Annotated in this window: 13 protein-coding genes; 11 read left to right on the top strand and 2 right to left on the bottom strand. The window is 34.7% G+C overall.

Annotation, left to right across the window (positions count from 1 at the left end):
• Positions 1 to 295 precede the first annotated feature (295 nt).
• On the bottom strand, positions 296 to 535 hold the full coding sequence (locus tag QUF86_RS27345; RefSeq protein ID WP_289336374.1) for a hypothetical protein: 240 nt from the start codon (positions 533 to 535) through the stop codon (positions 296 to 298).
• 788 nt (positions 536 to 1,323) lie between these two features.
• Here QUF86_RS27345 and QUF86_RS27340 point away from each other — a divergent pair.
• The 3 genes from QUF86_RS27340 to QUF86_RS28795 are packed head-to-tail and all read left to right on the top strand — an operon-like array spanning position 1,324 to position 2,040.
• A complete protein-coding gene (locus QUF86_RS27340; protein ID WP_289318904.1) occupies positions 1,324 to 1,569 on the top strand; it encodes an AbrB/MazE/SpoVT family DNA-binding domain-containing protein in 246 nt (81 codons plus the stop codon).
• A gap of 1 nt (position 1,570) precedes the next feature.
• On the top strand, positions 1,571 to 1,843 hold the full coding sequence (locus QUF86_RS27335; RefSeq protein WP_353957713.1) for a Fic family protein: 273 nt from the start codon (positions 1,571 to 1,573) through the stop codon (positions 1,841 to 1,843).
• A complete protein-coding gene (locus tag QUF86_RS28795; RefSeq protein WP_353957718.1) occupies positions 1,762 to 2,040 on the top strand; it encodes a type II toxin-antitoxin system death-on-curing family toxin in 279 nt (92 codons plus the stop codon). Before QUF86_RS27335 ends, QUF86_RS28795 begins: the two co-directional genes overlap by 82 nt.
• Positions 2,041 to 2,417: 377 nt before the next feature.
• On the opposite strand, the gene QUF86_RS27330 is transcribed toward QUF86_RS28795, so the two are convergent.
• A complete protein-coding gene (locus QUF86_RS27330) occupies positions 2,418 to 3,578 on the bottom strand; it encodes a tyrosine-type recombinase/integrase (RefSeq protein WP_289318903.1) in 1,161 nt (386 codons plus the stop codon).
• Positions 3,579 to 3,928: 350 nt separating this feature from the next.
• Here QUF86_RS27330 and QUF86_RS27325 point away from each other — a divergent pair, with 350 nt between their 5' ends.
• The 8 genes from QUF86_RS27325 (at position 3,929) to QUF86_RS27290 (ending at position 13,790) form a co-directional block, all read left to right on the top strand.
• Positions 3,929 to 5,179 (top strand): helix-turn-helix domain-containing protein, encoded by a 1,251-nt coding sequence (locus QUF86_RS27325; RefSeq protein ID WP_289336373.1) that lies wholly within the window; start codon positions 3,929 to 3,931, stop codon positions 5,177 to 5,179.
• Between the two features lie 126 nt (positions 5,180 to 5,305).
• Complete coding sequence (locus QUF86_RS27320) at positions 5,306 to 6,013, top strand: DNA alkylation repair protein (protein ID WP_289318901.1); 708 nt, start codon at positions 5,306 to 5,308, stop codon at positions 6,011 to 6,013.
• A gap of 668 nt (positions 6,014 to 6,681) precedes the next feature.
• The gene (sigH, locus tag QUF86_RS27315) at positions 6,682 to 7,332 is read left to right on the top strand and encodes an RNA polymerase sporulation sigma factor SigH (RefSeq protein ID WP_289318900.1); all 651 of its coding nucleotides are present in this window, start codon (positions 6,682 to 6,684) and stop codon (positions 7,330 to 7,332) included.
• Between the two features lie 874 nt (positions 7,333 to 8,206).
• Positions 8,207 to 8,719 (top strand): DoxX family membrane protein, encoded by a 513-nt coding sequence (locus QUF86_RS27310; protein WP_289318899.1) that lies wholly within the window; start codon positions 8,207 to 8,209, stop codon positions 8,717 to 8,719.
• A 1,187-nt stretch (positions 8,720 to 9,906) separates the two neighbouring features.
• The gene (locus QUF86_RS27305; protein WP_289318898.1) at positions 9,907 to 10,044 is read left to right on the top strand and encodes an anti-repressor SinI family protein; all 138 of its coding nucleotides are present in this window, start codon (positions 9,907 to 9,909) and stop codon (positions 10,042 to 10,044) included.
• 540 nt (positions 10,045 to 10,584) lie between these two features.
• Positions 10,585 to 11,754: a serine hydrolase domain-containing protein gene (locus tag QUF86_RS27300; protein WP_289318897.1), complete on the top strand. Its 1,170-nt coding sequence runs from the start codon at positions 10,585 to 10,587 to the stop codon at positions 11,752 to 11,754.
• Positions 11,755 to 12,144: 390 nt separating this feature from the next.
• Positions 12,145 to 13,203, top strand: a complete 1,059-nt coding sequence (locus QUF86_RS27295) for an ROK family transcriptional regulator (RefSeq protein WP_289336372.1) — start codon at positions 12,145 to 12,147, stop codon at positions 13,201 to 13,203.
• A 206-nt stretch (positions 13,204 to 13,409) separates the two neighbouring features.
• Entirely contained in the window at positions 13,410 to 13,790 is a 381-nt protein-coding gene (locus QUF86_RS27290; protein WP_289336371.1) for a VOC family protein, read from the top strand.
• The last annotated feature ends 38 nt before the right edge of the window (positions 13,791 to 13,828 follow it).

Genomic DNA, 13,828 nt, shown 5'->3' with positions numbered 1-13,828 from the left:
TGGCCATAGGGGGCCATAATGAGGAGGATTAGTAGAAAATAGGGGGAAGCAAATGGGACATTATCTATTTTGAACGATATCATAAAAATGGCCGTAAAGAAGCTGGTACAGGGTTATTTCTACTTGTTCTGACCTTCTTGTTTCCACGTAAGTAAAAAAAACTGTAGGTTAGCACCAAAACAACCCTTTGGTAGCCAAGAGGGTTAATAAAAGGGGATTTATTCTATATACTGTTCCAGGTATTGGCCTCACCTAGGGTAGACTAGAAAACATCATGGACTTCTTATTCTTCTATTCAGGGTTGCAGGGTTGTTTCTCTTAGTAGTTTCTCGGCTTCAATTATACAAGCACCCTTGTCATGTAGGTATACAAGTGAGATACCCCTTTTTAATGCTGTTTGTTCAATTAATACAATTTCATGATACATAGCACCAGACAAGATTCCTTTTTCAATGTTCTTATTTATTTCATAATAAAACCCTGCCAATAATTCTAACGGTAATTCATCGTAAAGGGAACTTTTTTTGTTCTCCATAAAGCACCTCCTCATTCTACCAATAAAACTAGCATACATATTTGTAATAAAAAATAAGGGATCTTAAGGGGAGCTTTCAAGCTAGGGAAACCCTGAATTTGACCGAATACAGAGTTTTTTTGTATTTGAATAACATGATTGATGAATCACTGTTTCCTATTCGGAAGAAGCTAGCTGTTGCATAAAATAGGTGATTTCTTCTATGTACTGTTCCGGGTAATGGCCCCACCTACGCTAGATACTATGACGGCCACGCATGCCATCCAACCTATTATCATCATAAAAGGAAGCGCTTACATTGTCAAGGATTTCATTTGGAAATATGAGCAAAAACCCTTGGTATAATAAAAGTGATCCCAGGCTGATAGGATGAAGGGACTAAAATTAACAAAATCAGCAGATCTATTATTTTAATAATATCCAAAAAAAGAAAATGTTGTATTTAACAAAAATGGTTGAGCGCCGTTTAAAGCTAAAAAATTTCCGAAATGGGCGGTATAGCATTGTTACACCCGTTCGTAAAAGCACACTTTTACGAACGGTTCTTTTTTAATAATATCCCATATTTTAACGTTCGTTAAAGATGGAAAATGATTTATGGACGTTCGTGGTTTTACATCCACTTTTACGAACGTTTATTAAAGAATAAGACGAAAAAATAAGAAAGGAGTAAAAAAATGGATTTGAATGATCGTAGACTAAAAATAACAAATTTAAGATAAAAGTAGTATAAACAATAACGATTAATGTTATAACAATTATAACTTATTTTGAAGGAGGAATGAATAATGGCTATTAGGAAATTAACTAAAGTCGGCAATAGCTTGGGTATTACGTTTCCAATGGAAATGTTGAAAACTGCAAATTTAGCTTTTGGAGACGAATTAGAGGTTGAGTTCAAGGGTGAAGAAATCATTTTAAGGAAGAATAAAAATGTGAAATTGCCTAAAGGTGTAGATGCAGAATTTATGGAAATGTTATCAGATGTTATTAAAGAACATGACGAAGCATTCAAGGGATTGGTGGATAGATAATATGGCGTTGGATATTATCTATCTTTCCACTAATCAAATTATTGCTATCAATGCCATTCAAATAAAAGTTTATTCCCCTACTGAACAAATCGGAGTGAAAGATCCCGGTCTCCTTGATTCTGCAGTGAACAGACCCAGACAAACTGATTTCGAGAATGATGCTTACCCATCTATTCATGAAAAGGCTGCAGCATTTTCGAATCCATTTCAAAAAATTATGCTTTCCACAACGCAAACAAGAGGACAGCACTCGCTTCCCTTATTATGTTTCTGAAGGTCAATCATTATCAATGGATAATGGGAATAGAAGAAGAACAAGATTTTGTTGTAGATGTCGTTAACCATAAGTATGATTTTAAAGCTATCTCAAGAATCATCCAAGAAAACATAAAAGGCTTTATAAAAGGTTTCGTTCATGGAGCATTTAAGCCAATTTGGTTTTTATCGACGGTTGGTAGCAATTCATGCTGAGTTTTGGTTTACAATAAGTGATTATTCTAAAAATGGGGGGTCAAGTCATCAGAATGACTTGGTCCCTCTTTTGATCTTCTATTTCTTTATAAAAAGAAGTGGCTAAGTAATACCGTAAATTGGATGTAACAATTTTAATCATCATCTCTTTTGGTCATAAGAGCCTTATAAGACTTTTTTCAATTTACCTAATAATTTTTTAATAATTGATTTGGAAGTCTGTATAGACGTCTGAATAAACTACTTGCAAGGTATGGAAGTTTTTTTTATATCTTCAATCTTTCAACCATTATCGAAACGGATTTTTAAAGGGCGTGCCATCCAATTGGAATCCAAAAATCAGCAAAAACTTCTCTGAATATGACGACTTTCTTCTATTATATATACTCCCCAAATACATCTGATTTCCACAAATGAATCGCATGGCGTTCTTTTTCAAAAACCTTTTCCAAATAAATTTCTGTAGTGGATAGCTGCTCATGGCCCAGACTCTTCATTATCTGATAGACATCGACTCCATTTAAGTGAGAAATGATGGCGAAAGCATGCCTAAATGTATGAGGACCTATGGAAGAAGAACGAAACTTCAAAAAAGGCAATCCACTCTCTTTAATGGCTTTTGTTATGTATTGAGACAAATAAGAGGGAGAGTATGCACGGCCGGTATTGGTCGTAAAGAGCGGGTCGTCTCCTTCTGCTGCGTCTATACCGTCGATTCCTCTAGCTGAACGGAACATTCGAATACTATTCATTCCTTTTTCTTTCAATGGTATTTGCCTTTTTTTATTTCCTTTACCTAGAACCTCTAAAAAGTACGTGCTGGTAATGGAATCATATTGAAGATCCTTGACTCGGAGTCGTGTAAACTCTTCATTACGCATGCCTGTCATCGTTAGAATATGAATAATCGAAAAAACGATGGGGTGGTTGATTTCCCTGAAGTAATCAAGTAGCTGAATGACTTCCTTTGGTCCCAAATCACGGTTAGGCCGATCATCTTTACGAATACTTATTTTAAAGAAACCTTCATGTATGGGTTCAGTGATATAGCCCGCTTCGAACAGGAATTTCAAAAAACTCTTGATGATGGTTGTCTTTCTGGATAATGTGGCAACCGAATACGCTCCTTTTGTTAAGACATAAGGACTTTTTTCCGATAACCATTCCTGATATCTCCGAATGTGCCGGGTAGATAGAGATTTAAAAAGGGAACCGTCCACAACTTTTTGCAAGTCCACATTGATTTCCGCCGAATAAGTGAGTAATTGTTCAATAAATTGAATGAGTTCTCGCTCATAGGCTTGGACGGTGCGGGTGGACTTTTCATGTTGCCGTTTTAAATGCTCTCGCCGTTTAAGAAACCACTGTAGCATGTCTATATCGTTAAAGTCTGAAAAAGGATGATGCCCATCCTTTTCTGCCGTATCTAATCGTTCTTGTAACGTGTGGATCGAAATGTCTGAAAGACTTTTTTTCCATGCACTGCTCTGAATCTCTTTCGTTTTATCTATCAGTTCATGCATACCTGTATCCCTCACTTTTATAATCCACCTACTAATAAGATAAAGTATATATTTTTTACAAGCCTTTTAATGATTAGTAATTACATTATACCAAATTCCAAGATTTAAATAATTACGTAAGACCTAAATAAATTCTATATTTATTTATGTAAGCCTTAATTAACTATATAAGTAGATTCAAAAATTATAATAATAATGTAAGATTTAAATAATAAATTTATAATGGTAAATATAAGATGAATCTAAAATTATACTTATTTAAATCAATATTATATATTATGATAGATATATGAAATAAATAGTTAATCATGAGATAGATAGACATATAACAATTAAAGATAAGATGAAAGGTAAATAGACAAATAATGAATAAACTAAACCATGAAAAACACACACAAACTACATCCTATGAAATTGGGGAATCTGTTTATGTTCTTCAAACATGTACGGAAGAAGAAGACGCAGAGAGTTTTTACTACTTTAAACAATTTGAAAAAAAAGAAGGAGTGATTTTGGAAGTAATCGAATACCCACGTCTCCAATATCGTGTAAAATTTGGCCAGGCGGAAGCAGTCTTGTATCATGAGGAATTGACGAATGGGACCCAACGAGATTTTCCAATAAAATTAACGGTTAATCAAGAAGGATGGGAGGGGGATAAAGTGGAATGGTATACACAAAAAGAAGTAGCTGATTTATTAGGAGTATCCAAGGCAACTGTCTATCATTATGGAAAACAGAAGAAAATCATTAAAATTCTAGATCCACATCGATTACATAAAGAGGCACGATATGAAAAAACGGAAGTCGATCAATTAGTATATGAAAAGCAATCTTTACCTACAGGTATGAGTCCAAATGATGTTGCAAAGAAATTGGGATTATCTGTACAAAGTGTTTATAAGTATATACAGGATGGTTCGATAAAAGCTAAGGCCGTCCCGTATGGTGATGAAAGAATCACTTATGTAATTTCGGAAACAGCCTATCATGAAGCAGAGAAATCACTCAAACCATCTGAAACACAGCGACCAAAAAAATATGAATATTATGATTCAAAAAATGACATTGTTTTGTATCAAAGATTTCATTCAACTAAAATACCCGAGGCACGTGTGGTTCGTAATGAAGATAATGTATTTGGTTTCTACCTACCCAATATCCAAAAGTGGTTGACGTATGAAGAAGGAGTTAAAAATTATGCATTAAAGCCATCATACTCGATCCACCAACCTACTTTGGATTATAAAGGCTATGTTGAGCTTCAGGTACCAAAAAACGAAGTTGTATTTTATCCCTTCATTGATTATTTATATAAAAACTGGGGTGTTGAAAACGTAAGAATGAGAGAGCAAGATAGTTCAGTTTTACTCTTCATTCGGGCAGGGGAAAGACCGTTAATGCCAGAAATGATTAGTATTGCTGATATCTTACCGTATTTAACCAATGGAGAAATGCACCATGAAGATGATACTTTGATATTACGTAGTCCAAATAGAAAAACTAGTTTTGAATTACCTAATAATTTGTTAGAAACGATTTCTGATTTAGCTGAACAAGAAGGGATTAGTATCAGTAAATGGGTCGAGCAAAAATTATCGTCGATAATTAAATAACTATCCCATTTGCGTTTGTCCTTCGAGCTATAAAATGTAAAGATTTGTTATAGGCTAATGGGGATGGATTTGATGGGCTTAAATCTTGAGAGGGAAAAACCTCCAAAAAGAAGGAAGTGTTAAACGATGAATTTACAAATTGTTATGCAGGAGCTTGAAGCTCTCGGCAAGGAACGAACCAAGAAAATTTACGAATCCAATGGTGCGCACGAGCCGCTTTTCGGCGTGGCTACAGGTGCTATGAAGCCAATCGCCAAGAAAATAAAAAACAATCAACTTTTGGCTGAGCAGCTTTACGCCACAGGAAACTACGACGCAATGTACTTTGCAGGCATAATTGCAGACCCAAAAGCAATGGAAGAGGCGGATTTTGAGCGTTGGATGGATGCGGCGTATTTTTATATGCTGTCCGATTATGTAGTTGCAGTAACTTTAGCTGAAACAAATATTGCACAAGACGTTGCCGATAAATGGATCACAAGCGGTGAAGAGCTGAGAATGTCAGCGGGATGGAGTTGCTACTGCTGGCTTTTGGGCAATCTCCCGGACAGTGAATTTTCCGAAAGCAAAATTGCTAATATGCTTGAAAATGTAGAAAATATGATTCACGATTCTCCAGAACGAACTAAACACGCTATGAATAATTTTATATACACAGTGGGGATTTCATATTTGCCGCTACATGAAAAGGCGGTCGAGACCGCAAAGGCAGTAGGCCCAGTAGAGGTCAAACGGGACAAGAAAAAAAGCAGTTTCCTACTCGCTTCCGAAAGTATTCAAAAGGCAGTAGATAAAGGGCAGCTTGGGTTCAAACGCAAAAATGTAAGATGTTAAAAAATTGCCTTGCATCGCGAGCGATCTTTAATTAGGTGTTGTGGCTATAATAGTGATGGATTAATTAGTAGAATAATCTGGATAAGGTATAGCTCTATAAACAATCTTTGGAATTGTTTTCTCTCTATTGTTTCCAGATAAATATAATAAAAATAAATTAAGATGAATCTTCCAAAAGTAAGCATTAATTAATCAACATAAGTAAGGTAAAGAAATAGATAGCCGTTATAAAGCGTAATCAAAAAAAACCAATCTGAATAAACGAATCCAGATTATCATAGATCTGGATTTTTTTTGATCTCATCAAGCTTTCTTATGAATCTAACTCTGCTAAGAAAAATGCCTTTTTCCCAATGAAAACCTAATTGCAATAACTTTTAATCTCCCTACTATTATACTCTAATTGTTCTTTATCTCCTTTTCTTACCTCTGATAATCCTTTTTATAGATGTAAATGCTATCAATTGATTATACGTTACATGGAATTAGTTTTAGAGCAGTACTTTTTAATAGGAATAACTATAAGTTTTTTTGTAGGAAAATGTCGATATTTGCGAATATCTTTATCGTCATTTCTGAGATATTATTATATTGTATGGTCTTTAATACATTGAAGTGATAATGCAACCTTTATGTCGGTGCTCAACTTAGTGAGTGGGGGAAATTAAATGAGTGTAATCATCGAGAAGAACCGAGTGGAAAACTATACTCATATGGAAGATGTAATGTTGGTTGGGAAAATACAAAATGGTGATGAAGATGCACTGAACTATTTAATCAAAAAATACAGATGTGTTGTCCAATCCAAAGCTATGAATTATTTTTTAACGGGTGGAGATAAGGAAGACGTCTTTCAAGAGGGTATGATTGGACTATTTAAGGCCATTCGCGACTATAAGGACTGCAAAAAATCGTCTTTTAGGTCATTTGCGGAGCTGTGCATTACCAGACAAATCATAACGGCTGTTAAAGCCGCTATTCGCCAAAAGCATTCTCCATTAAATAATTATGTTTCATTGTATAGGCCTATCTATCAAGGAGAGTCGGAACAATCCCTAATTGAAATAATCCCTGAACAGAGACAAATCGACCCTGTCACAATCCTAATAAAATCAGAAGAAATTTCTGATATTGAACTAAATTTAGCGGAAGTCCTTAGTGAGTTGGAAAGTAGAGTTGTGGACTTATACCTGGAAGGACAAACTTATTATGAAATATCAAAGAAACTTAATGTTCAAATAAAGACGGTCGATAATGCACTTCAACGGGTTAAAAGGAAGTTAGAGCGGTATTTGGAGTCAAGGAACTTGGAAGAATAATACCTAAATCGAGCATATTGTCGCCGTAAATACACCGGATAGGATTTGTTTTAAATGAACCCTGATCTGGTAATTAATCATCTAATATTGACAAAAAATTCGGGAAATACAACCAGTTTAACATTGATTTACTTAATATTTCGAAGTGTATACAATGTTGTGATGAAAAAAAGGATGAAGAAAGATATCAAAATATAGCAAGGAATTAAAAAAACTTACTAATATAATTGAAAAAGACTATAAAATTTCTTTATGCAATTGCTGCAAAGCCTAAAATAAGGGGAACCAGAGCCAAAGAAAGCGTATATAATACGCTTTTTTGCGTTCAGTATCGTTCTGAAGGTGTTCCACAATATGGACAAGGACAGTAGGAGTCACACTGGAGGTTTTTGAGACCTCAGTTCTTCCTTTAAATTATGCCCTTAAATATAAAGGTGGGAAATCGCTCCATTTTAATTGACAAGCTTTTACCTTTAGACTAAAATGTTTCCTTGAGGAAAGTTTTTTATATCAGTGCATATTATGTGGTTAGAGTGAAGTGTGGTAAATAATCACTTTATTTTTTTTATTTTTAATGTTGCCCTTGGTAAACATTATTAGTTTATGGAAAAATATTATTTGCGAAGGAGAGGTTTATAATGATGCCCGCACTTCCGGGTAAGAGTTTGTTTGTATCCTACCATGGTAATGAAGCGGTAAAAAACGTAAGCTTTCAATTGCCCAAGGTAAATTGGTTGGGGGCATAGGTCCAAATTGAGCAGTGATTTTTCTAGATGATCCTTTTGTTGGAATAGACGGGACCAAAGACAATAAAAGTCAGTTGTGAAATTTTGTTTACCAGTGATAACTATTTATTTAAAAGGAGGATTTTATAATGTTTGTTAAGTTTATAAGAGAAAATGTTTACGCGTCATTTATGCTAACAATACTTCGTATTTTTATAGGGTGGCAGTGGTTGAATGCAGGGTGGAGTAAAATAACTAGTGGGAAATTTGATGCATCTGGATTCATTACAGATGCAATAGGGAAAGTAACTGGTGAACACCCATCTGTTCAATCTTGGTGGGCAGACTTTCTAGGTATGTTTGCATTACCAAATGTAGGAATATTCAATATTCTAGTTCCCTGGGGTGAATTTTTAGTCGGACTTGGACTACTTTTAGGCACTTTTACAACTTTTGCTGTATTAATGGGAGTACTAATGAACTTCTCCTACATGTTCTCAGGAGCAACGAGTACAAACCCACAGATGGTTTTAATTGAAATATTTATCCTTGTCGCAGGCTTTAATGCAGGGAGAATAGGTTTAGATCATTGGATAATCCCATTCTTAAGAAAACAAATTTTAAGAAAAAAGGAACAAGAAATCACTATGCACAGTGCTTAGAGATAAGTATCCAATCATAACTCTACAACATATAAGAGTGAAGAACTAAATACAAATAAATTAAGTTGCTAATCATAGAATCTACAATAAAAATGTATAATGCGAGATAAAAACTCAGTTCCAAAGTAAGAAAGGAACTGAGTTTTTAATTATGTTAAATTTATTAGCGTAGTTCGTAAAAATACACGTGCAAGAACAGTGGCGGTTTTTTTCCTGAAACAGCCATTTTTTCCGCTCCGTTAAATTACAAATAAGCTATATAATGAACGTAAAACAAACTGAATGTATGTAAAGGAATATTGTAAAAGCACAGGAGTTCCAGTTAAAAATTAAATAATATAAATTTGGTGATGGACTGATAATCTGGTTTATTACATAAATTCGAAATAGAAAATTCTAAACTGAATAGGTACGTTATTTGAAATCCGAGGCTGCCATTTGGTGGCTTTTTGCTTAATGAACTAAAGGGGCAGCATGACCGACATCCACCTCATGGAAAGGTTGAACGAAGGAATGTAGGAGCATCGACTCTGTGAGACATGGGAGGGTAGACCTCCATGAGACATGTGGATATCCTAAAGTGAGATCATAACAATGCTTAAACCAATTTTCTCCTATAATCGGCTAGTTTAGCATACACATTTTTCGATAAATCCCTATCCTTGTGGAGTAATGCCGAGCTTACATAGATAACGGTTAATGATATGACTATGAAATCCTAAGAATTTAGAGAAATCGTGAGATTGTGTTTAGTTTATTGAGGGAGTTTAGTTCATTAAATAAAATGGTAATATAAGTTGCTTCTTGGTACAAAACTGACCATCTTTTTACGTAATGTGATTCTGTTCAAGGCCAAGAGGGTTGGGTACAGTGCATCTGTCCACTTTCCTATACTGGGTACAACCAATTATTTACAAATCCTGATTTATGGTTTATATTGTACATAATATCCCAAATTGGGTGGTTGATAGTGAGTTTTGTAAATATTGAAATTAATCTATAAAAAAAGCCATATACCTGTACGCTAAGGACTTTGGCTTTTTTCGAGTCGAATTAATGTTGAAAGGTACAAAAAGTCTAATAGATTTTGTTTAACATACTTAAAAAGTATAGTAATTTTAAAATCAGGTATTAACTCCAGATAATCCTATCAGAAGATTGGGACATCTAAAATCAGGAGAGTGAACATGTCAAATTCTTTATTTATCGAAAAAGGCTTAGATAAGGAATGGGCAGAATTGATATTATATGCCCGAGAGTTAGGTATATCTATTGATGAAATTAGAGAATTCTTAAATAAATCGCAATCTTCGGGACCTGAATAAGGTCTTTTTTATTTCTTAAGAAGACCCTGCTCAATCGTTTTAAAAAAAGAGGAGAGCGTTAATTAATTAGTCTATAGATTAGGGTTGACTGGATTAAGGTCAGTATCAGTATTGACACTTCCTAACCATTTTCATTCTTTGTGGTGAATCGCCGATTTTGGCGATTCATGGATGGCTAACGGGTGCGTTAGTTGTTTAAGGAACACAAAAATGATCAATTTAAAAATAATCCAAATAAATATTAAAAGGGCAAGTTTTAGTTAATCTTTTTTCAAAACATTCCCTTTCTATTTATTCATTTATCAAGGTTGGTTGTATTAATGTAATCAAACTTTGTTTCAAATCTACATTTAGATCCTATGTATAAGAAATGAAACATTTCCTTATAAAAAAACCATGAAAATCAATATGAGAATGATGAGTATCAAGACGAAGCAGACGAAGACGAGGATAGTCATTTTATGTAAAATATAGCTGTGAGATTAATATGGAACAACAAGCAACCACCTATACAATATTAATAGAGAAGAGGAATACCTTATGAAAATACGTAGTCAAATTACATTTACAAGTCTGGCTCTATTAATAACTGGAAGTTCCCTGCTATACACATCGCCAACCTCAATTGTAAAAACAGAGCCCACTCTAAATGTATCTAGTTCGTTACAAACAAGCACTCAACGAGATCATAATTCCGTCAAGCAAGCAATGCGGGATACATTGCAACTTGGATTCCCGGGGATACTTGCTAAAACTTCTGAGGATGGAAAAACGTGGGGTTATGCCGCTGGAATAGCGAATCTGAGCACCAAGAAACCAATGAAAACAGGTTTTCGCTTTCGCATTGGCAGCGTGACAAAGACGTTCACCGCAACGGTTCTACTTCAATTAGCTGGAGAGAACCGCTTGAATCTAGACGACTCCATCGAAAAATGGTTGCCTGGTGTCATTCAAGGAAACGGATATAATGGTAATCAGATTACCATCCGGCAGATATTGAATCATACAAGTGGTATCGCTGAATACTCAAGGTCAAAAGACGCTGATTTTATGGATACAAAAAAATCGTATACGGCTGAAGAAATAGTGAAGATGGGTATTTCTCTGCCCCCAGACTTTGTCCCAGGAAAGGGCTGGTCTTATTCAAACACAGGATACGTATTACTGGGTATTCTTATTGAAAAAGTAACCGGAAACAGCTACGCGGAAGAGATTGAAAATCGGATTATTGAACCGCTTGAATTGTCGGATACATTCCTACCTGGCAATTCAAGCGTTATTCCAGGCACCAAGCATGCTCGGGGATATTCCCAACCAGACGAAGCAAGTGAGATAAAAGACGTTACTTATTATAACCCAAGTGCAGGTAGCTCGGCTGGAGATATGATTTCTACTGCTGACGACTTAAATAAATTCTTCTCTTCCTTACTCGGTGGCAAATTACTGAAGGAACAGCAACTAAAACAAATGCTTACTACAGTTCCTACAGGAAGAGCAGGAATTGATGGATATGGTCTTGGAATATTTGAAACTAAGCTTCCAAACGGTGTCTCGATATGGGGACACACAGGTGGCATTCTAGGGTTTTCTACTATTGCTGGAGGTACACTTGGAGGCAAGCATACGTTGGCCGTCAGTTTGAACAGTTTGGGTAGAGATAACAGTCCTAATCCTTTTAAAAATATTTTACTGGCTGAATTTAGCAAGTAGGCAAAAAGGAAAAAAGGAAAAATTTTGTCATAGTTTTTATAGTTAAAAATATACCTTTTTGGTTCAAAAGACCCAACTTACTTTTTGGAAACATTTAGCTATTAAGCAAGAAAAAATAAAAAAAACTACGATCTGTAGCTTTGTAAAAAAGTTTGATTATTTATAATAAAGATTGATAATTTATAATACAGTTCGATCAAAATCATCTCTCCTCTATAGATTTCTTATAGGTGAGATGATTTTTTTATTGGATATTTATGTTAAGGTCACTATTAAGATTGTGAAGAAATGTATTTAAACTAACGGGGCAGGATAATACAAAAACAAATTTGTATATGGTATATTAACACCGTAACTTATTAAAATTCTTTAATAAGTTTATATTTTTAGGTGGTGAATCTAGTGAATGAGTTAGTAGCTACTCCAAAATCTATTAAGAAGATAATCCTTCGTGGTATTCGTACAACTCTTTTAGAACTTGGAAGTGCAACAAAAGTTGAACTCAGCCATACATTAGGAATTAGTTTCCCGACAATAAGTAAGTTCCTAGCACAGATGGAGAAGGATGGGGAAATTATTTTAGTCGGTTTAGACGGTTCTAGTGGTGGGAGAAGAGCAAAAAGATATAGATACAATCCCGAGCATATGTTAGGTCTGGCAATATTTCTAGAGAAAACAGAGACGAATTATACAATTTTTAATTGTGTGGGAGAAGTAAAGGAACAAGGAAAAGCGCCGAGTGTATTAATGGATGATGGTTTAAATTTATTAACTACGTGCATTGAAAACATAATGACTAAATATTCGAAAATCAGTTCTATGGCAATAGGCGTTCCTGGTTCGGTTGATAGTGGCCGGATTTTTTATATACCAGGATACGAGCAGTTTCAAAATTTTGATTTAAAAGGATATTATGAGGAGCAATTTTCTATACCTGTCGTAGTAGAGAACGATATGAATGCTGCTGTTCTCGGATATCACAATAATAGGGGAATTAAGGACAAGCAATCCCTTATATATTTGTATTCTGGTCAAAATGGCCCAGGTGCAGGAATTATGATAAATGGCGATGTGGTGCGAGGAAGTACTTTTTTCTCAGGAGAGGTTTCATTCGTCCCTCAGTATAATGACCGAAATTTTCGACAAGCTTTGGAAAATGGAAATGGACCTAAAAAAGTAACTATTTGTGAGGATTATGAGATTGATGCAATTAGCAGGTTAGTAGCCTCGTTTGTAGCTATCATTAACCCTCATACCATCATTTTTAGTAACGATGAAGTTGAAAAAGTTATATTAGACAAAATTGCCGTAGGTAGCTCAAAATATATCCCGTCAGAACATCTTCCATCGCTTACAATGAGTGATTGGAAACAGGATTATTTATATGGATTACAAAGTCTTGGTCGTGATCTCATGATGAATGGAACAAACAGTCTACATGAAAAGTAAAATCACATTTATTCTAGGCTACATTATCTCTTACAAATTATAAAATTAATGGATTTTAAAATTTTCCTTTTGATAATGCAACTAAAACAAAGGTAGAAATTAATTTTTGTAAAAAAATATTTGAAATAATGTCATATAAGGTGGTGAGTCCCCTATAATATCAAGATCTAGCAATAACCTCTATAATTTAAAGGAGTGAAAAAGAATTGAAAATTGAACATGTGGCTATCTGGGTCAATGATTTGGAAGGCATGAGGGAGTTTTATGAAACTTATTTTAATTGTAAATCAAACATTAAATATCATAATAGTGAAAAGAAATTTGAATCTTATTTTCTAACTTTTGACTCGGGTACACGATTGGAGATTATGCGTAAGGCAGAAATTAATAAGCAAAATCGGGGAGATAAAATTGGTTGGGCTCATATTGCCATCTCCTTAGGAAGCCAGGAATCCGTTAATCAAATGACAGCCAGATTAAAAAATAATGGTTACCCTCATATTAGTGGTCCCCGTATCACTGGAGACGGGTATTATGAGAGTGTTGTAGAAGACCCTGAAGGAAATATTTTGGAGTTGACTGTATGATACTAGGGGTAAAATGGTAAAGGTTGCTGAAACATTTT

It is taken from the genome of Peribacillus sp. NJ11 (assembly GCF_030348405.1).
Lineage (GTDB): Bacteria > Bacillota > Bacilli > Bacillales > DSM-1321 > Peribacillus.
This window is presented reverse-complemented; position numbering and strand designations above follow the sequence as displayed.